General features: G+C 61.8%; 18 protein-coding genes. 6 read left to right on the top strand and 12 right to left on the bottom strand.

Annotation, left to right across the window (positions count from 1 at the left end):
• Nucleotides 1-52: 52 nt before the first annotated feature.
• The 6 genes from KVQ74_RS01550 to dadA all read right to left on the bottom strand — a co-directional run bounded on the left by KVQ74_RS01550 (nt 53) and on the right by dadA (nt 6,147).
• Nucleotides 53-1,975 (bottom strand): acetyl-CoA hydrolase/transferase C-terminal domain-containing protein, encoded by a 1,923-nt coding sequence (locus tag KVQ74_RS01550; protein WP_217829244.1) that lies wholly within the window; start codon nt 1,973-1,975, stop codon nt 53-55.
• 136 nt (nt 1,976-2,111) lie between these two features.
• Nucleotides 2,112-2,528: a c-type cytochrome gene (locus KVQ74_RS01545; protein ID WP_217829631.1), complete on the bottom strand. Its 417-nt coding sequence runs from the start codon at nt 2,526-2,528 to the stop codon at nt 2,112-2,114.
• A 182-nt stretch (nt 2,529-2,710) separates the two neighbouring features.
• Nucleotides 2,711-3,259, bottom strand: a complete 549-nt coding sequence (locus KVQ74_RS01540; RefSeq protein ID WP_217829243.1) for a cupin domain-containing protein — start codon at nt 3,257-3,259, stop codon at nt 2,711-2,713.
• A gap of 88 nt (nt 3,260-3,347) precedes the next feature.
• Entirely contained in the window at nt 3,348-4,421 is a 1,074-nt protein-coding gene (gene alr / locus KVQ74_RS01535; protein WP_217829242.1) for an alanine racemase, read from the bottom strand.
• A gap of 96 nt (nt 4,422-4,517) precedes the next feature.
• Nucleotides 4,518-4,871 carry a RidA family protein gene (locus KVQ74_RS01530; protein WP_217829241.1) on the bottom strand — a complete coding sequence of 118 codons (354 nt, stop codon included), beginning with the start codon at nt 4,869-4,871 and terminating at the stop codon, nt 4,518-4,520.
• Nucleotides 4,843-6,147, bottom strand: coding sequence for a D-amino acid dehydrogenase (gene dadA, locus KVQ74_RS01525; RefSeq protein ID WP_217829240.1), 1,305 nt, complete (start codon nt 6,145-6,147; stop codon nt 4,843-4,845). The genes KVQ74_RS01530 and dadA overlap by 29 nt, the downstream gene beginning before the upstream one ends.
• A 155-nt stretch (nt 6,148-6,302) precedes the next feature.
• On the opposite strand from dadA, the gene KVQ74_RS01520 reads away from it, so the two are divergent.
• Nucleotides 6,303-6,791 (top strand): Lrp/AsnC ligand binding domain-containing protein, encoded by a 489-nt coding sequence (locus tag KVQ74_RS01520; RefSeq protein WP_003206849.1) that lies wholly within the window; start codon nt 6,303-6,305, stop codon nt 6,789-6,791.
• A 29-nt stretch (nt 6,792-6,820) separates the two neighbouring features.
• On the opposite strand, the gene KVQ74_RS01515 is transcribed toward KVQ74_RS01520, so the two are convergent.
• Nucleotides 6,821-7,174: a YkgJ family cysteine cluster protein gene (locus KVQ74_RS01515; RefSeq protein ID WP_217829239.1), complete on the bottom strand. Its 354-nt coding sequence runs from the start codon at nt 7,172-7,174 to the stop codon at nt 6,821-6,823.
• A gap of 146 nt (nt 7,175-7,320) precedes the next feature.
• Between KVQ74_RS01515 and KVQ74_RS01510 the strand changes: the two genes are divergently transcribed.
• Nucleotides 7,321-8,631 carry an NAD(P)/FAD-dependent oxidoreductase gene (locus KVQ74_RS01510; protein WP_217829238.1) on the top strand — a complete coding sequence of 437 codons (1,311 nt, stop codon included), beginning with the start codon at nt 7,321-7,323 and terminating at the stop codon, nt 8,629-8,631.
• A gap of 54 nt (nt 8,632-8,685) precedes the next feature.
• Here the strand turns inward: KVQ74_RS01510 and KVQ74_RS01505 are convergent, their stop codons facing one another.
• Complete coding sequence (locus tag KVQ74_RS01505; protein ID WP_217829237.1) at nt 8,686-8,931, bottom strand: DUF1127 domain-containing protein; 246 nt, start codon at nt 8,929-8,931, stop codon at nt 8,686-8,688.
• A 179-nt stretch (nt 8,932-9,110) separates the two neighbouring features.
• Here KVQ74_RS01505 and KVQ74_RS01500 point away from each other — a divergent pair, with 179 nt between their 5' ends.
• Together KVQ74_RS01500 and KVQ74_RS01495 are read left to right on the top strand one after the other, a co-directional pair.
• Entirely contained in the window at nt 9,111-10,532 is a 1,422-nt protein-coding gene (locus KVQ74_RS01500) for an aminotransferase-like domain-containing protein (RefSeq protein ID WP_217829236.1), read from the top strand.
• Nucleotides 10,533-10,592: 60 nt separating this feature from the next.
• Nucleotides 10,593-12,161 (top strand): phospholipase D family protein, encoded by a 1,569-nt coding sequence (locus KVQ74_RS01495; protein ID WP_217829235.1) that lies wholly within the window; start codon nt 10,593-10,595, stop codon nt 12,159-12,161.
• Nucleotides 12,162-12,166: 5 nt separating this feature from the next.
• On the opposite strand, the gene KVQ74_RS01490 is transcribed toward KVQ74_RS01495, so the two are convergent.
• The gene (locus tag KVQ74_RS01490; protein WP_217829234.1) at nt 12,167-13,312 is read right to left on the bottom strand and encodes an MFS transporter; all 1,146 of its coding nucleotides are present in this window, start codon (nt 13,310-13,312) and stop codon (nt 12,167-12,169) included.
• 184 nt (nt 13,313-13,496) lie between these two features.
• Nucleotides 13,497-14,990, bottom strand: coding sequence for an aldehyde dehydrogenase (locus KVQ74_RS01485; RefSeq protein WP_217829233.1), 1,494 nt, complete (start codon nt 14,988-14,990; stop codon nt 13,497-13,499).
• A gap of 238 nt (nt 14,991-15,228) precedes the next feature.
• On the opposite strand from KVQ74_RS01485, the gene KVQ74_RS01480 reads away from it, so the two are divergent.
• Nucleotides 15,229-15,591, top strand: a complete 363-nt coding sequence (locus tag KVQ74_RS01480) for a cupin domain-containing protein (protein ID WP_217829232.1) — start codon at nt 15,229-15,231, stop codon at nt 15,589-15,591.
• A gap of 98 nt (nt 15,592-15,689) precedes the next feature.
• Here KVQ74_RS01480 and rpmG read toward each other — a convergent pair whose 3' ends face one another.
• On the bottom strand, nt 15,690-15,845 hold the full coding sequence (gene rpmG / locus KVQ74_RS01475) for a 50S ribosomal protein L33 (RefSeq protein WP_003177274.1): 156 nt from the start codon (nt 15,843-15,845) through the stop codon (nt 15,690-15,692).
• An 11-nt stretch (nt 15,846-15,856) separates the two neighbouring features.
• The gene (rpmB, locus tag KVQ74_RS01470) at nt 15,857-16,090 is read right to left on the bottom strand and encodes a 50S ribosomal protein L28 (RefSeq protein ID WP_003177273.1); all 234 of its coding nucleotides are present in this window, start codon (nt 16,088-16,090) and stop codon (nt 15,857-15,859) included.
• Between the two features lie 444 nt (nt 16,091-16,534).
• Between rpmB and KVQ74_RS01465 the strand changes: the two genes are divergently transcribed.
• Nucleotides 16,535-18,121, top strand: coding sequence for an ABC transporter substrate-binding protein (locus tag KVQ74_RS01465; RefSeq protein WP_217829231.1), 1,587 nt, complete (start codon nt 16,535-16,537; stop codon nt 18,119-18,121).
• Nucleotides 18,122-18,180 lie beyond the last annotated feature (59 nt).

The raw sequence follows: 18,180 nt of genomic DNA, 5'->3' as shown, positions 1-18,180 counted from the left end.
CAGTATTCCGGCAATCCCTGTTTGGGAGCGAGCAAAACCCGCTCCCACAGTTTTATTGCGCGGTAGCCTTCAGGCCCGTGAGCAACAGCCGCTGAAACAGCTCTTCCTTCAATCCGTCCGGGTTGGTGAGTTGCATCCGCTCCAGGTGCTCCGGAAACAATGAAGCCTCTGGCGCGTCCAGCGCCGCCTTGCCCAGTTCCAGAATCTCGGTCAGCTTGAACTTGCTCTTGAGCCAGTTCAGCGCCCGCAGCAGATCGCGTTCCACCTCAGTGAAATCGCAGCCCAGCGGATACTCCGGAAACAGATTCGGATGTCGCGCGGCAATCGCCTGCAAGCGTTGTGGCGTGTTGTCGGCAAAGCGCGGATCGAGGCGGAAATCCTTCGGCAGCTTGCCGACCTTCTGCGCGCGCTCGATCAGCCCCGACTGGAAGCGTGAATCGCTGATGTTGAGCAGCGCCTCGATCACCGCCGCGTCGCACTTGCCGCGCAGATCGGCGATGCCGTACTCGGTGACCACGATGTCGCGCAGATGCCGTGGAATCGTGCAGTGGCCGTAGTCCCAGACGATGTTCGAACTGACTTCACCGCCGGATTCGCGCCAGCTGCGCAGCAGCAGAATCGAGCGTGCGCCCTCCAGCGCATGGCCCTGGGCAACGAAGTTGTACTGCCCGCCAACGCCGCTGAGCACCCGCCCGTCTTCCAGTTGATCGGCCACGCCGGCACCGAGCAGGGTCATGGTGAACACCGTGTTGATGAACCGTGCGTCGAGGCGCTGCAAACGCTTGAGTTCTTCCTGGCCGTACAGCTCGTTGATGTAGCTGATGCGGGTCATGTTGAATTCGAGGCGCTTGCTGTGCGGCAACTCGTTCAGGCGTTCGTAGAAACTGCGCGGCCCGAGAAAGAAGCCGCCATGCACCGAGATCCCGTCAGTTTGTGCCGCTTCATCCAGCGTGCCGGCATTGGCCTGTTGCTGGGTCGGCACGTCCGGGTAGACCTTGCGCCGGAGGATGCCCGCCTCCACCAGCACCAGCAGGCCGTTGACGAACATTTCGCTGCAACCGTACAGGCCCTTGGCGAACGGCCCGACACCGCCTTCGCGCTCGATCAGTTGCGCCCACTGGCTGAGGTTCACCTCGGCAAGCAAATCCTGATAACCCGCGTTATCCGCCTGCCGGGCCAGCAACGCGGCGGTCAGCGCATCCCCCATCGAGCCGATGCCGATCTGCAAAGTGCCACCGTCGCGTACCAGGGTGCTGGCGTGCAGGCCGATGAAATGATCCTGAAACCCCACCGGCATGTTCGGCGTGGAAAACAGGGTGCTGCTGTCCTTGTCGTCGATCAGCAGGTCGAAGGTGTCGATATCGACCTCGGCGTCGCCGGGCATGTACGGCAGATCGGTATGAACCTGACCGACCAGCAGAATGGTCTCCCCGGCCGCCCGGCGTTTGGCGATCATCGGGAACAGGTCGAGGGTGATGTCCGGGTTGCAGCTCAGGCTCAGGCGATCGGGGTGTTCGCTGCTGCTGGCGAGCAACTGCGCCACCAGGTTCAGGCCAGCGGCGTTGATGTCGCGGGCGGCGTGGCTGTAGTTGCTGCTGACGTAATCCTGCTGGGCCGGCGCGCTGTTGAGCAGGCTGCCGGGCTGCATGAAGAACTGCTCGATGCGGATGTTGGACGGCAGGCTGTCGCGGTGCAGATCAGCAAGGAATTCCAGTTCCGGGTAATCGCCAAAAACCCGCTCGACGAAGGGTTCGATGAAGCGCTTCTGCAAACCGTCGCCCAAGGCCGGACGACCGAGGCACAGGGCGGTGTAGATCGTCAGCTGCCGCTCGGGCAATCCGGCAATGCGCCGGTACAACGCGTTGACGAAGGGATTGGGTTTGCCCAGCCCCAGCGGCAGGCCCATATGGATATGCGCCGGTAGCCGCGCCAGTACGTCGTCCACTGCCTGCTCGATCGAACACAACTGCACCATCTGAAGCCTCCCGCCCGTTCCGTGAATAGAGGTACGACCGAGATTGCCGGTTGTTTGCTGCAATGAACAGCCTCAGGCCCGAATCGCGGGCACAAAAAAACCGTCCGAAGACGGTTTTTTTCGTCAGAAGCGCGGCTTATTTCAGGCCGGACATCTTCTCGATCGCGCCTTTGAGCTCGGCATCGGAGCAATCGGCGCAGGTGCCTTTTGGCGGCATGGAGTTGATGCCGGTGATGGCCTTGGCCAGGATGCCGTCGAGGCCGCCCTGGTGATCGGCGCGTTCTTTCCACGCCGCGGTGTCACCGATTTTCGGCGAACCCAGCAGGCCGGTGCCGTGGCAAGCGTTGCAATGTTTGGCAATCACTTCATCAGGCGTCTTGGCGCCACCACCGCCGCCGGCAGACGCGGCCACTTCCATCCCCTTGCACTCTTTGCCCTGAACACACACCTGGCCGACGGGCTCGAGGCGTTTGGCAATGTCGTCATTCGTCGCAGCTTGAGCGCTGACAGCCCAGAGGGCCAGTACGGTTGCTGGTGCAGCCAGCATTTTCATAATTAGGTTCACGCGTTCACCCTCAATGGTGGCTATTCACGCCTGCGGCCACGGTTCGCAGGCGGGCGCAAGTATAGCGGTAAGCCCGCCACACTGAAACAACCCCAAAGTTAAAGGGGTCTTGTTGCGCATCGGTCAAACAGTCTGGACACCTTCGCCGTAGTGGCCTGGCGCCTCTTGGTTTAGAAATTCGCCGGCGTGGCTGCGCTGATTAGTCGCGCAGGCAAGTCGAACGGATTGCGGAAACGATGCGGCTTGGTACTTTCAAAGTAGTAGCTGTCGCCGGCTTCGAGAATAAAAGTTTCAAGACCCACCACCAGTTCCAGCCGCCCTTCCACCAGAATCCCGGTTTCCTCGCCTTCGTGGGTGAGCATTTCCTCGCCGGTGTCAGCGCCCGGCGGGTAGATTTCATTGAGGAACGCGATGGCCCGGCTCGGGTGCGCGCGGCCGACCAGCTTCATGGTCACGGCGCCGTCGGAAATGTCGATCAGCTCGTTGGCCTTGTAGACGATCTGGGTCGGAACTGCCTGCAGGATCTCTTCGGAAAAGAACTCGACCATGGACATGGGAATCCCGCCCAGCACCTTGCGCAGCGAACTGATCGAAGGGCTGACGCTATTCTTTTCGATCATCGAAATGGTGCTGTTGGTGACGCCCGCGCGCTTGGCGAGTTCACGCTGGGAAAGCCCTTTGAGCTTGCGGATCGATTGCAGTCGTTCACCGACGTCCAAGGCGGGAGCCTCCTGATGTTGTAGAAATATTGAGCGTTATCATGGCGACAGCGTTCAGTATTTACAACACTTGGCCCCCGCAGCGGCTTCAGCCCTCGGAATAGAGCCTTGGCACCCGGCGCAGGTTGCAGAAAATCTGGTACGGAATGGTGTCCGCCCACTTCGCCACGTCGCTGGCGAGGATGTTTTTGCCCCACAGCTCGACGGTCGAACCGAGGCCGGCTTCCGGCACGTCGGTGAGGTCGATGCACAGCATGTCCATCGACACCCGGCCCAGCAGGCGGCTGCGTTTGCCGGCCACCAGCACTGGCGTGCCGGTCGGTGCCTGACGCGGATAACCATCGGCGTAACCCATGGCGACCACCCCGATGCGCATCGGTTTGTCGGTGATGAACCGCGCGCCGTAGCCGATCGGCTCACCGGCCGGCAGCTCGCGCACGCTGATGACTTTCGATTCGAGGGTCATCACCGGTTGCAGGCGCTCGGCCACAGCGTTGGCTTCTTCGAACGGCGTGGCACCGTAGAGCATGATCCCCGGGCGCACCCAGTCGCTCGGAATCTGCGGCCAGCCCAGCACGGCCGGCGAGTTGCGCAGGCTGACTTCGGCGGCCAGGCCCTGACGCGCCGCCTCGAACACTGCAACCTGATCGGCGCTGCTCTGCTCGTGCAGTTCGTCGGCGCGGGCGAAGTGGCTCATCAGGACAATCTTCGCCACCTTGCCGCTGGCCAGCAGCCGCTGATAACCCGACGGGTAATCCTTGGGGTGCAGACCCACGCGGTGCATGCCAGAGTCGAGCTTCAGCCAGACCGTGATCGGTTTGCTCAACGCAGCCTGTTCGATTGCCTCGAGCTGCCACAGCGAATGCACGACACACCAGAAATCGTGCTCAACGATCAGCGCCAGCTCATCGGCCTCGAAAAAGCCTTCGAGCAGCAGCACCGGCGCGCGAATGCCAGCGGCGCGCAGCTCCAGGGCTTCTTCGATGCAGGCCACGGCAAAACCGTCGGCCTCGGCCTCCAGCGCCTGGGCGCAACGCACCGCGCCATGGCCGTAGGCATCGGCCTTGATCACCGCCAGTGCCTTGGCACCGGTGACTTCACGGGCGATACGGTAGTTGTGACGCAGGGCTTGAAGATCGATCAGGGCACGGGCAGGACGCATGGCGGCAGACTTCTAGGCGGTCATGGGAATAAAAACCGGCGCTGGCTGACGGCGTGAACCACCAACAGCGCCGGGAGAGGATCTTGTGAAAACCGGTTATGGCAGCGTGGCGACCACGGACATTTCAACCAGGATGTCCGGCTTGGCCATCTTCGCTTCGACGGTAGCGCGGGCCGGGGCAGCGCCTTTGGGCAGCCACTGGTCCCACACCGAGTTCATTCCGGCAAAGTGCGCCTCGATGTCGTTCAGGTAGATGGTCACCGACAGCAGATGGCGCTTGTCGGTGCCGGCCAGATCCAGCAGCCGCTCGATATTGGCGAGCACATCGCGGGTCTGCTGTTCAATCCCGGCATTGAAGTCATCGCCGACCTGCCCGGCCAGATACACCGTGCCATTGTGGCTGACGATCTGACTCATGCGCTCATTGGTGAGCTGGCGCTGGATTGCCATGTTTCGCGGACTCCTGGGCTTTGTAGCCATAACGGGAAATATCGAGGCCTTCGGCACTGATCTGCGGTTTTTTCTTCGCCATCAGGTCAGCCAGCAGACGACCGGAGCCGCATGCCATGGTCCAGCCGAGCGTGCCGTGACCGGTGTTCAGGAACAGGTTCTTGAACGGGGTCGCGCCAACGATCGGGGTGCCGTCCGGGGTGGTCGGACGCAGGCCGGTCCAGAAGCTGGCCTCGGCCAGATTGCCGCCCTGAGGATAAAGGTCGTTGACGATCATCTCCAGGGTTTCGCGCCGACGCGGATTCAGCGACAGGTCAAAACCGGCGATCTCCGCCATGCCGCCGACGCGGATGCGGTTGTCGAAACGGGTGATCGCGACCTTGTAGGTCTCATCGAGAATGGTCGAAGTCGGGGCCATCGCCGGGTTGGTGATCGGCACGGTCAGCGAGTAACCCTTGAGCGGGTACACCGGCGCCTTGATGCCCAACGGCTTGAGCAGTTGCGGCGAGTAGCTGCCGAGCGCCAGCACGTAGCGGTCGGCGGTTTCCAGCTTGCCATCGATCCACACGCCGTTGATGCGGTCACCGGCGTAGTCGAGGCGCTGGATGTTCTGGTCGAAACGGAATTCCACACCCAGATTCGCAGCCATTTCGGCGAGACGAGTAGTGAAGATCTGGCAGTCGCCGGTCTGGTCGTTCGGCAGACGCAGGGCGCCAGCGAGGATATCGGTGACACTGGCCAGCGCCGGTTCAACGCGGGCGATGCCGGCGCGGTCGAGGACTTCGAACGGCACGCCGGATTCCTTCAGGACGGCGATGTCCTTGGCCGCGCCATCGAGCTGGGCCTGGGTGCGGAACAGCTGGGTGGTGCCCAGGCTGCGGCCTTCATAGGCGATGCCGGTTTCGGCGCGCAGTTCGTCGAGGCAGTCACGGCTGTACTCGGACAGACGCACCATGCGCTCCTTGTTCACCGCGTAACGGTTGGCGGTGCAGTTGCGCAGCATCTGCGCCATCCACAGGTATTGGTCGATGTCGGCAGTGGCCTTGATCGCCAGCGGCGCGTGGCGTTGCAGCAGCCACTTGATGGCCTTGAGCGGCACGCCCGGCGCGGCCCACGGCGAGGCATAACCCGGCGATACCTGGCCGGCGTTGGCGAAACTGGTCTCCATGGCGGCGGCCGGCTGCCGGTCGACCACCACCACTTCAAACCCGGCACGGGCCAGATAGTAAGCACTGGCGGTACCGATGACGCCGCTACCCAAGACCATAACGCGCATTTTTGTATCCCTCATCGCGGCGTGCCGCCGACGTGTGTTGTTAGAGCAATGATGCGCGCAGTGTAAGAAAGAATGACCAGTGCTTTTCACTGTATAAGCGCCTATATTTGGCGACAACTCTCGGCAAAAACCCTTTTCACGGAGGCGCATCCCCTATGCGTACCAACACTCAGACCAAACGTGAGCTGGACAAGATCGACCGCAACATCTTGCGGATCCTGCAGGCGGACGGGCGGATTTCCTTCACGGAGCTGGGGGAAAAGGTCGGCCTCTCCACCACGCCCTGCACCGAGCGGGTGCGCCGTCTGGAGCGTGAAGGGATCATCATGGGCTACAACGCCCGGCTGAATCCGCAGCACTTGAAGGGTAGTCTGCTGGTGTTCGTCGAGATCAGCCTCGACTACAAATCCGGCGACACTTTCGAAGAGTTCCGACGCGCAGTGCTGAAGTTGCCTCACGTGCTGGAGTGCCATCTGGTGTCAGGGGATTTCGACTATCTGGTGAAGGCGCGGATTTCCGAGATGGCCTCGTACCGCAAGCTGCTGGGCGATATCCTGCTCAAGCTGCCGCATGTGCGCGAATCCAAGAGCTACATCGTGATGGAAGAGGTGAAAGAGAGCCTGAATCTGCCGATTCCGGACTGACAGGAGATAGCGCCAACAGCGTCCCCTGACTAAACCAGTACCTGCCGATTCTCTGCCATGTACTCGAACACCTGCTTTTCCACCCGAGGATGAATCAGCTCCACCGGCCGCCGCCCATTGGGGCACGGCAAAGTCTGGGTGGTGCCGAACAGCCGGCAGATCAACGGGCGCTCGTCATACACCGTGCAGCCATTCGGCCCCAGATGCACACAGTTGAGTGCCTCCATGGCCGCGTCCTGCTCGGCACGGGTCTTGCGCGGCAGGCGCGCCATTTCTTCCGGCGACGTGGTGACCGGCCCGCAGCAGTCGTGACAGCCCGGCACGCATTCGAACGAGGGAATCTGCTGACGCAGGGTGCGGATTTTCTGGCTGTTGCAGCTCATTGCAGCGATAACCGACGGGGAACAGGTGGCGATTGTGCCGCAAAAGCCGCGATCCAGACACCACGGGCCGACCAATGTTGCCCACCTCCGGCCGTGCGGCTTATGCTCCGTCAAATTTTCTCGACACCCGCATCAGGATGACGCCCATGAATGCCCGCGCCCACGCCTCCGCGAGCCAACCCCACGTTGCCTCTTACTACGCCGCCAGCAGCCTGGCGCAGCCCGATCATCCGGCGCTGCAAGGCGAGCTGACGGCCGACGTGTGCGTGGTCGGGGGCGGTTTTTCCGGGCTGAACACCGCGCTGGAACTGGCCGAGCGCGGCCTCAGCGTGGTGCTGCTGGAGGCGCACAAAATCGGTTGGGGCGCCAGCGGTCGCAATGGCGGGCAACTGATTCGCGGGGTCGGTCATGGCCTCGATCAGTTCGCCAACGTGATCGGCACCGACGGCGTGCGTCAGATGAAACTCATGGGCCTGGAAGCGGTGGAAATCGTCCGACAGCGTGTCGAGCGTTTTCAGATCCCCTGCGACCTGACCTGGGGTTATTGCGACCTCGCCAACAAGCCCCGCGACCTCGAAGGCTTCGCCGAAGACGCCGAGGAACTGCGCAGCCTCGGCTACCGCTACGAAACCCGCCTGCTGCAAGCCAATGAGATGCATACGGTGGTCGGCTCCACGCGCTATGTCGGCGGCTTGATCGACATGGGCTCCGGGCATCTGCATCCACTGAACCTGGCCCTGGGCGAGGCAGCGGCGGCGCAACAGCTTGGGGTCAAACTGTTCGAACAGTCGGCGGTCACCCGCATCGATTACGGCCCGCAAGTCCGCGTCCACACGGCACGAGGTACGGTGCGGGCGAAGACCCTGGTGCTCGGTTGCAACGCCTACCTCAACGGCCTCAACCAGCAGCTCAGTGGCAAAGTGCTGCCCGCCGGCAGCTACATCATCGCCACCGAACCCTTGAGTGAAGAGCAGGCCCACAACCTGCTGCCGCAGAACATGGCGGTCTGCGACCAGCGGGTGGCGCTGGATTACTACCGGCTCTCGGCGGATCGGCGCCTGCTGTTCGGCGGGGCCTGTCATTACTCGGGGCGCGATCCACAGGACATCGCCGCGTACATGCGGCCGAAGATGCTTGAGGTGTTCCCGCAGCTCGCCTCAGCGAAGATCGATTATCAATGGGGCGGGATGATCGGCATCGGCGCCAACCGTCTGCCACAGATCGGTCGCCTCGCCGATCAACCGAATGTGTATTACGCCCAGGCCTACTCGGGTCACGGCGTGAACGCCACACACTTGGCGGGCAAGCTGCTGGCCGAAGCGATCAGCGGCCAGCACAGCGGCGGTTTCGATCTGTTCGCCAAGGTGCCCCATATCACTTTCCCCGGCGGCAAGCATCTGCGCTCGCCGTTGCTGGCGCTGGGAATGTTGTGGCATCGGCTCAAAGAGTGGGTCTGAAGTTCCTGCGTTGATCGTTCCCGCGCAGAGCGTGGGAACGATCAACGCCGGGATTCAGATCCTCCAGAACGGCGTCAACCCTTCTTCCAGCGCCTGCTCACGGGTCAGCCCGATATCCTTGAGCTGCTCCGGCGTCAGATTGCGCAACGCCCTGCGCGTGTGCAGACGATGCCAGAACAGGTCCCAGCGACTGAGGCCGGACCGTGGGTTGCGCATGACTTCATTGCGCGCACTGTCCTGTTGCCCCGCCTCCAGTTCCTGACTGTGTAACGTCAGCCGCACATCGCTCAAGCCGTTCATTTTCAATGCTCCTGTTTACTTGGGTAGCCAGAGATTCCATGATGCGCGGGCGAGCAAAAGCATTACAGATTCAACCAACCTGTATTAACTCCATACAGATTGCTTGACCGAAACTCTGAATTGCCGATTTTTGCCGCATCTGTACCGGTTTGCCGAATCATCCGTACCGAGGCAGTGTCATGACCCTTTATGTGAATCTCGCCGAATTGCTCGGCACCCGCATCGAACAAGGCTTCTATCGTCCCGGTGATCGCCTGCCGTCGGTGCGCGCCTTGAGCGTCGAGCACGGGGTCAGCCTGAGCACGGTGCAACAGGCTTACCGGATGCTGGAAGACAGCGGCCTGGCCACGCCCAAACCCAAATCCGGGTACTTCGTGCCAGTCGGTCGCGAACTGCCGGAACTGCCTGCGGTGGGCCGCCCGGCGCAGCGGCCGGTGGAGATTTCCCAGTGGGATCAGGTGCTGGAGTTGATTCGCGCGGTGCCGCGCAAAGACGTGGTGCAACTGGGGCGCGGCATGCCGGACATCAGTTCGCCGACCATGAAGCCGCTGCTGCGCGGGCTGGCGCGAATCAGTCGCCGTCAGGACATGCCCGGTCTGTATTACGACAACATCCACGGCACCCTCGAACTGCGCGAACAGATCGCCCGGCTGATGCTCGATTCCGGTTGCCAGTTGAGCGCCAGCGATCTGGTGGTCACCACCGGTTGCCATGAAGCGCTGTCCACCAGCATCCATGCGATCTGCGAACCCGGCGACATCGTCGCGGTGGACTCGCCCAGCTTTCACGGCGCCATGCAGACCCTCAAGGGCCTGGGCATGAAGGCGCTGGAAATCCCCACCGACCCGCTCACCGGCATCAGCCTCGAAGCCCTGGAACTGGCGCTCGAGCAATGGCCGATCAAGGTCATTCAGCTCACCCCCAACTGCAACAACCCGCTCGGCTACATCATGCCGGAGGCGCGCAAACGTGCGCTGCTCAACCTGGCACAGCGCTTCGACGTGGCAATCATCGAGGACGATGTGTATGGCGAACTGGCCTACACCTACCCGCGTCCGCGCACGATCAAGTCCTTCGACGAGGACGGCCGCGTGTTGCTATGCAGCTCGTTTTCCAAGACCCTCGCGCCGGGCCTGCGCATTGGCTGGGTGGCGCCGGGCCGGTATCTGGAACGGGTGCTGCACATGAAATACATCAGCACCGGCTCCACCGCACCGCAACCACAGATCGCCATTGCCGAATTTCTCAAGTCCGGCCATTTCGAACCGCATTTGCGGCGGATGCGCACGCAATACCAGCGCAATCGTGATGTGATGATCGACTGGGTGACCCGCTACTTCCCGGCCGGCACCCGCGCCAGCCGTCCCCAGGGCAGCTTCATGCTGTGGGTCGAACTGCCGGAAGGTTTCGATACCCTGAAACTGAATCGTGCGCTGCACGATCAGGGCGTACAGATTGCCGTCGGCAGCATTTTTTCCGCCTCGGGCAAGTACCGCAATTGCCTGCGAATGAACTACGCTGCCAAACCAACGCCGCAGATCGAAGACGCGGTGCGCAAGGTCGGCGCGACAGCGATCAGACTGCTGGCCGACAACGACTGACTTTTCTCGAGCAACCAGCGTCCATATGCCGACACCCGCCGACAATCGGAACGATCCCACGTGAGCTTCAGACAGCCCCTACTCGCTCTGCTGCTACTCGCCTCGTTCCTTGGCGGTTGCGCAACCCTCGACGCACCGCGCGAACCGAGCCAGGCGCTGCCCGCGTCCGGCTCCAGTTTCGGCCGCTCGATCCAGGCCCAGGCGGCGCCGTACAAGGGGCAGTCCGGATTTCGCCTGCTGTCCAACAGCACCGAAGCCTTCACCGCCCGCGCCGAACTGATTCGCAGCGCGCAAAGCAGCCTCGACTTGCAGTACTACATCGTCCACGACGGCATCAGCACCCGCATGCTGGTGGAAGAAGTGCTGAAAGCCGCCGACCGTGGCGTGCGGGTGCGAATCCTGCTGGATGACACCACCAGCGACGGCCTCGACCTGATCATCGCCACACTGGCGGCGCATCCGCAGATCCAGATTCGCCTGTTCAACCCGCTGCACCTGGGACGCAGCACGGGCGTGACCCGCGCCGCCGGGCGCCTGTTCAACCTGTCGCTGCAACATCGGCGCATGCACAACAAACTGTGGCTGGCGGACAACAGCGCGGCCATCGTCGGCGGACGCAATCTGGGTGACGAATACTTCGACGCCGAGCCCAATCTGAATTTCACCGACATCGACATGCTCAGCGTCGGGCCGGTGGCCGAACAGCTCGGGCACAGCTTCGACCAATACTGGAACAGCGCACTGAGCAAACCGATCGACGAATTCCTCTCCAGCAAACCCACCCAGAAGGACTTGCAGAACACCCGCACACGTCTGGAAGAATCCCTGGAGGAAACCCGCAAGCAGAACCACGCGCTGTACCAGCAGTTGATGACCTTCACCACCGAACCGCGCATGGACATCTGGCGCAAGGAGCTGATCTGGGCCTGGAACCAGGCGCTGTGGGATGCACCGAGCAAGGTGCTGGCCAAGGATGAACCCGATCCGCAATTGCTGCTGACCACGCAACTGGCGCCGGAGCTGAACGGTGTCAGTAAAGAGCTGATCATGATTTCGGCCTACTTCGTGCCGGGCCAGCCGGGGTTGGTGTACCTGACCGGACGCGCCGATGCCGGAGTCGCCGTGAGCCTGCTGACCAACTCGCTGGAGGCCACCGACGTACCGGCGGTGCATGGCGGCTATGCGCCGTATCGCAAGGCGTTGCTGGAGCACGGCGTAAAACTGTTCGAACTGCGGCGCCAGCCTGGGGATAACTTCGGCAGCGGCCCGCATGTGTTTTACAGCAAGTCCTTCCGTGGCTCGGATTCCAGCCTGCACAGCAAGGCGATGATCTTCGACCGGCAGAAATCGTTTATCGGCTCATTCAACTTCGACCCGCGCTCGGTGCTGTGGAACACCGAAGTCGGCGTGCTGGTGGACAGCCCGGAACTCGCCGCCCACGTCCGGGAACTGGCCCTGCAGGGTATGGCCCCGGCGCTGAGTTACGAGGCGAAACTGCAAGATGGGCGGATCGTCTGGGAAACCGAGGACAATGGCCAGAAACATATCCTGACCAAGGAACCCGGGAGCTGGTGGCGGCGCTTCAATGCGTGGTTCAGCACCACGGTGGGACTTGAGCGGATGCTCTAGCCGCCTCAGGCAGGTTCGGCGACAGTGCCAAACGCGCCCTGCCGCGACACCAGAATCACCAGCCCGAACGCCCCGATCGCCATCAGCAACGGCAGCGCATGCCCGGTGAGCCACTGGCTCCCCGCACCCGCCATCAACGGCCCGATCAGGCAGCCGACACCCCAAAGTTGCGCGATGTGCGCATTGGCCCGCACCAGCGCATCGTCACGGTAGCGCTCGCCGATCAGAATCAGCGACAGGGTGAACAACCCACCGGCACTGGCGCCGAACAGCACCCACAGCGGCCAGATCAGCAAGGTATCGATCAACAGCGGAATCGCCAGGCTCGACAGCAGCAACGCCAGCGCGCATCCGGTGAACAACGTGCGCCGCGACAGGTAATCGGCCAATGCCCCAATCGGCAGTTGCAGCAGCGCATCACCGACCACCACGGTACTGACCATCGCCAAGGCGATTTCTGCGGTGAAGCCCTGTTGCAGGCAGTACACCGGCAGCAACGTCAGGATCATCGCCTCGAACGCAGCAAACAACGACACCGCCCAGGCAATCGCCGGCAGCTCACGACTGAACCCCCACAAATCGCCGAAGGTCACGCTGCTGGCCTCGCTGCTCGGCGCACCGCTACGCCCCAGCAACAGCAACGGCGAAACCGTCAGCAGGCCGACGCCGACCCAGAAGCCGTAGTCGTGCTCAGTGCCCAGCACACCGAGCAGCAACGGCCCGGACAACTGGCTCAACGCATAACTGCTGCCGTACAGCGCCACCAGGCGCCCGCGCCATTGCTCGACCACCAATTGATTGATCCAGCTCTCGCCGAGGATGAACACGATGGTCAGGATCACCCCGATCATCAACCGCAGCACCAGCCAGATCGGATAGCTCGGCAGCAGCGCCAACAGACCGATGGACAGCGCCCCGGCCCACAGGCACAGGCGCATCAGATTGGCCGTGCCGAGCCGCGCCGCCAGATGACTGGAAATCTTCGCCCCCAGCAACACGCCAATCGCCGGCATCGCGGCCATCACGCCGATAGCGAACGAGCCATAGCCCCAGCTCTCCAGGCGCAACGACACCAGCGGCATGCTGACCCCCAGGGCCAGGCCGACACTCAAGACAGACGCCAACACGGCGAAATACGTCGCCCACCGCATGTTCCACGCTCCTGTGGATATTTATTTGCCACACATAACAAATGTGGGAGCAGGCTTGCCCGCGAATACGCCTGCACCTTCAGCCCATTGGCTGACTGATACACCGCATTCGCGGGCAAACCCGCTCCCACAAGGGATCTCTGGGTTGTGCGGGAGCCTGACCGGGCAGGCTCCCGTCAACGGATTACAGCTTGATCCAGGTCGCCTTCAGTTCGGTGTACTTGTCGAACGCATGCAACGACTTGTCACGACCGTTGCCCGACTGCTTGAAGCCGCCGAACGGTGCGGTCATGTCGCCGCCGTCGTACTGGTTGACCCACACGCTGCCGGCACGCAAGGCCTTGGCAGTCAGGTGCGCTTTGGAGATGTCAGCCGTCCACACCGCTGCCGCCAGACCGTACGGCGTGTCGTTGGCGATGTTGATCGCTTCCTCGGCGGTATCGAAGGTGATGACCGACAACACCGGGCCGAAGATTTCTTCCTGGGCAATTTTCATCGCGTTGCTTACGCCGTCGAAAATCGTCGGCTCGACGTAGGTGCCACCGGTTTCCTGCAGGATGCGCTTGCCACCGGCCACCAGTTTGGCGCCATCGGTGTGACCCGATTCGATGTAGGACAGCACGGTGTTCATCTGCTGGGTGTCCACCAGCGCACCGACGTTGGTGGCCGGATCCAGCGGATTGCCCGGTTTCCAGGCTTTCAGGGCCTCGATCACCAGCGGCAGGAATTTGTCCTTGATCGAACGCTCGACCAGCAGGCGCGAACCGGCGGTGCAGACCTCGCCCTGGTTGAAGGCGATGGCGCTGGCGGCGGATTCGGCGGCCGCTTGCAGATCCGGGGCATCGGCGAACACGATGTTCGGGCTCTTGCCACCGGCCTCCAGCCAGACGCGCTTCATGTTCGACTCGCCGGAATAGATCATCAGTTGCTTGGCGATCTTGGTCGAACCGGTGAACACCAGGGTGTCGACGTCGTTATGCAGGGCCAGCGCCTTGCCAACGGTGTGGCCGTAGCCCGGCAGCACGTTGAGCACGCCTTTCGGAATGCCGGCCTCGACCGCCAGGGCAGCGATACGAATGGCGGTCAGCGGGGATTTTTCCGACGGCTTGAGGATCACCGAGTTACCGGTCGACAGCGCCGGACCCAGCTTCCAGCAGGCCATCATCAGCGGGAAGTTCCACGGCACAATGGCACCGACCACGCCCACAGGTTCACGGGTCACCAGACCCAGTTGATCGTGCGGGGTCGCGGCGACTTCATCGTAGATCTTGTCGATCGCTTCACCGCTCCAGCTCAGCGCTTGCGCCGCACCCGGTACGTCGATGTACAGCGAATCGCTGATCGGCTTGCCCATGTCCAGGGTTTCGAGCAGGGCCAGTTCTTCGGCGTGCTGCTTGAGCAGGCCGGCGAAACGAATCATGGTGGCTTTGCGTTTGGTCGGCGCCAGGCGCGACCAGACGCCGGAATTGAAGGTGGCGCGGGCATTTTCCACGGCGCGCTGGGCGTCGGCGGCATCACAGCTGGCAATCTTGCCCAGCAGACGGCCGTCGACCGGGCTGATGCACTCGAAGGTTTCGCCGGAAACGGCGTTGGTGTACTCGCCATTGAGGTAAGCGCGGCCTTCGATCTTCAGGTCGCTGGCGCGTTGTTCCCAGTCGGCACGAGTCAGGGTGGTCATTCGAGAGTCCTCCTCTTGTTGAATACGAGCGCCGCGCGATCTTCGCCAGCGTCCTCGGGAATTCTGCCCGGCCAGCCTGCTTTTCGGCCCAAGGCACCCGCCACCCTAAACCAGCGGCCGGGTTTGTTTCAATATATTTGACATAAGGTCGCTATACAGCCTTGCGGTGTTCAATTTAATAAACATAGACTTTGGCCCTTTCCAGACAATCGCGCCGCATTCACAGGGGATAACAACAATGAACATCCAGAACGTCGTCGACATCAGCCTGACCACCAGCGAAGCCGAACGCTATCGGCCCGATCCGGCCAAGGTCCTCAAGGGCGATCCGGAACAAGCGGTGTTCAACCAGTACGACAGCCCTTGCGGACAGATGAACGTCGGCGTGTGGGAAGGTGCGATCGGGCAATGGACGGTGAATTACACCGAGCACGAATACTGCGAAATCCTTCAGGGTGTTTCGGTACTGCGCGACAACGACGGCAACGCCAAGACCCTGCGGGTCGGTGACCGCTTCGTGATCCCGGCCGGCTTCCGGGGTACGTGGGAGGTGCTGGAGGCCTGCCGCAAGATCTATGTGATCTTCGAACAGAAAGCCTGAGGATTTGCGGCGCCAGAACGGTCAACCCGAATCCGGGGCAACAAAAAAGGCCCGTATCGTTGAGATACGGGCCTTTTTCGTCAGTCGGGAAAAATCAATTACTTGATTTTGCCTTCCTTGTAGATCACGTGCTTGCGAACAACCGGATCATATTTCTTGATCTCGATTTTGTCCGGGGTAGTACGCTTGTTCTTGTCGGTAGTGTAGAAGTGACCAGTACCGGCGCTCGAGATCAAACGAATCAATTCACGCATGATTAGCTCCCTTAAACCTTGCCATCGCGACGAAGTTCGGCCAGCACGACGCTGATGCCGCGCTTGTCGATGATACGCATGCCTTTGGCGGATACGCGCAGGCGTACGAAACGTTTCTCTTCTTCAACCCAGAAGCGGTGATGCTGCAGGTTCGGCAGGAAACGACGACGGGTTTTGTTGTTTGCGTGGGAAATGTTATTCCCGGTTACCGGACCCTTACCGGTAACTTGACATACTCTAGACATGCCTCAGCCCTCTAAAACCACATGCCCAACCCGGCATGGGTTGGCCGCTTAATCTCTAGTCATTGTGGCGCCAGGCGCCGCGATTCTTTAGAGGTCTTACCGGCTACACCTACAGTGAAGGAACCGGGCCCCTAGAAAAGAGCGCTGCTTTATACCAGAAAGACCAGAGAGCAACAACAATCGGTGTGAAATCAATCGGCAAAAGGGTGCTTTTTTTGCCCGCGAGAGCCTTGGGCCAAGGCCATCGCCAACTTTGACCATTCGTCGCAGAAAATCCGCCAGCCCAGCGATAGCGACTTTTCCCGCCGCCATTTCCGACAAATCCTGCAGCCACGGCGGCGCAAAATACAAAAAGGGGATAGTCATTTGCAATCGCGACCACTAGGGTAGGCCTTTTCCAGACTGCACTTGCAGATGGGCCTTCGACTGTAAAGGAAGCCGACCATGCGCCTCGCTGCCCTCCCCCTGCTCTTCGCCCCGCTACTATTGAGCCCCCTGGCCTACGCCGCCGCCCTGAGCGTCTGCACCGAGGCCAGCCCGGAAGGGTTCGACGTGGTGCAGTACAACTCGCTGACCACCACCAACGCCTCCGCCGACGTGCTGATGAATCGCCTGGTGGATTTCGACACCGCCAGCGGCAAGGTCGTCCCGAGCCTGGCCGAGAGCTGGGAAGTCAGCACCGATGGCCTGACCTATGTGTTCAAGCTGCACCCGCAGGTGAAATTCCACACCACCGAATACTTCAAGCCGAGCCGCGAGTTGACCGCCGAAGACGTCAAGTTCAGCTTCGAGCGCATGCTCGATCCGGCCAACCCATGGCACAAAGTCGCCCAGAGCGGCTTCCCCCATGCCCAATCGATGCAGTTGCCGACACTGATCAAGAAGATCGACGCCCTGGACCCACTGACCGTGCGCTTTACCCTCGATCACCCGGACTCGACCTTCCTCGCCACCCTGAGCATGGGTTTCGCCTCGATCTATTCCGCCGAATACGCCGACAAACTGCTGAAAGCCAACGCGACGGACAAGCTCAACAGCCAGCCGATCGGCACCGGCCCGTTCGTCTTCACCCGTTTCCAGAAAGACGCCTCGGTTCGCTACAAAGCCAACCCGGATTACTTTGGCGGCAAGCCTTCAGTGGACCCGCTGATCTTCGCCATCACCCCGGACGCCAACGTGCGCCTGCAAAAACTGCGGCGTAACGAGTGCCAGATCGCCCTGTCGCCGAAACCGCTGGACGTACAGGCGGCCAAGGAAGAGCCGACACTGAAAGTGGAAAGGACTGACGCGTTCATGACCGCGTTCGTCGGCATCAACAGCCAGCATCCGCCGCTGGACAAGCCGGAAGTGCGGCAGGCGATCAACCTCGCCTTCGACAAGGACAACTACCTCAAGGCTGTATTCGAGGGCACCGCCGAAGCGGCCAACGGCCCCTATCCACCGAACACCTGGAGCTACGCCAAGAACCTGCCGGGTTACGCCCACGACGTCACCAAGGCCAAGGCACTGCTGGCCAAGGCCGGGCTGAAGGACGGCTTCCAGACCACCATCTGGACGCGCCCGTCCGGCAGCCTGCTCAACCCCAACCCGAGCCTCGGCGCACAACTGCTGCAATCGGATCTGGCGGAAATCGGCATTCAGGCGGAAATCCGCGTGATTGAGTGGGGCGAGCTGATTCGCCGCGCGAAGGCCGGCGAGCATGATTTGCTGTTCATGGGCTGGGCCGGCGACAACGGCGACCCGGACAACTTCCTCACCCCGCAGTTTTCCTGCGCGGCGGTGAAATCCGGCACCAACTTCGCCCGTTACTGCAATGCCGACCTGGACAAGCTGATCAGCGCCGGCAAGACCACCAGCGAGCAAGGCGTGCGCAGCAAACTGTACGAGCAGGCACAAGCGCAGATCCAGCAGCAGGCGTTGTGGCTGCCGCTGGCGCATCCGACGGCATATGCGCTGACGCGCAAGGACGTTCAGGGTTACGCGGTCTCCCCGTTCGGCCGCCAGGATTACTCCAAGGTCAGCATCAAGTAACCCGGCACCACACAAAACCTGTGGGAGCGAGCTTGCTCGCGAATGCAATCTGTCAGCAA

Origin of the sequence: Pseudomonas botevensis, assembly GCF_019145475.1 — a bacterium.
In the GTDB taxonomy this organism is placed as follows: domain Bacteria; phylum Pseudomonadota; class Gammaproteobacteria; order Pseudomonadales; family Pseudomonadaceae; genus Aquipseudomonas; species Aquipseudomonas botevensis.
The sequence above is the reverse complement of the archived record's forward strand: the minus strand, read 5'-3'. Positions and strand labels throughout refer to the sequence as shown.

Coding starts and splice junctions, on each gene's coding strand:
- KVQ74_RS01550 (WP_217829244.1), bottom strand. CDS start 1,975: ATGGTGCAGTTGTGTTCGATCGAGCAGGCAGTGGACGACGTACTGGCG.
- KVQ74_RS01545 (WP_217829631.1), bottom strand. CDS start 2,528: ATGAAAATGCTGGCTGCACCAGCAACCGTACTGGCCCTCTGGGCTGTC.
- alr (WP_217829242.1), bottom strand. CDS start 4,421: ATGCGTCCTGCCCGTGCCCTGATCGATCTTCAAGCCCTGCGTCACAAC.
- KVQ74_RS01530 (WP_217829241.1), bottom strand. CDS start 4,871: ATGGCAATCCAGCGCCAGCTCACCAATGAGCGCATGAGTCAGATCGTC.
- dadA (WP_217829240.1), bottom strand. CDS start 6,147: ATGCGCGTTATGGTCTTGGGTAGCGGCGTCATCGGTACCGCCAGTGCT.
- KVQ74_RS01520 (WP_003206849.1), top strand. CDS start 6,303: ATGCGTACCAACACTCAGACCAAACGTGAGCTGGACAAGATCGACCGC.
- KVQ74_RS01515 (WP_217829239.1), bottom strand. CDS start 7,174: ATGAGCTGCAACAGCCAGAAAATCCGCACCCTGCGTCAGCAGATTCCC.
- KVQ74_RS01510 (WP_217829238.1), top strand. CDS start 7,321: ATGAATGCCCGCGCCCACGCCTCCGCGAGCCAACCCCACGTTGCCTCT.
- KVQ74_RS01505 (WP_217829237.1), bottom strand. CDS start 8,931: ATGAACGGCTTGAGCGATGTGCGGCTGACGTTACACAGTCAGGAACTG.
- KVQ74_RS01500 (WP_217829236.1), top strand. CDS start 9,111: ATGACCCTTTATGTGAATCTCGCCGAATTGCTCGGCACCCGCATCGAA.
- KVQ74_RS01490 (WP_217829234.1), bottom strand. CDS start 13,312: ATGCGGTGGGCGACGTATTTCGCCGTGTTGGCGTCTGTCTTGAGTGTC.
- KVQ74_RS01485 (WP_217829233.1), bottom strand. CDS start 14,990: ATGACCACCCTGACTCGTGCCGACTGGGAACAACGCGCCAGCGACCTG.
- KVQ74_RS01480 (WP_217829232.1), top strand. CDS start 15,229: ATGAACATCCAGAACGTCGTCGACATCAGCCTGACCACCAGCGAAGCC.
- rpmG (WP_003177274.1), bottom strand. CDS start 15,845: ATGCGTGAATTGATTCGTTTGATCTCGAGCGCCGGTACTGGTCACTTC.
- rpmB (WP_003177273.1), bottom strand. CDS start 16,090: ATGTCTAGAGTATGTCAAGTTACCGGTAAGGGTCCGGTAACCGGGAAT.
- KVQ74_RS01465 (WP_217829231.1), top strand. CDS start 16,535: ATGCGCCTCGCTGCCCTCCCCCTGCTCTTCGCCCCGCTACTATTGAGC.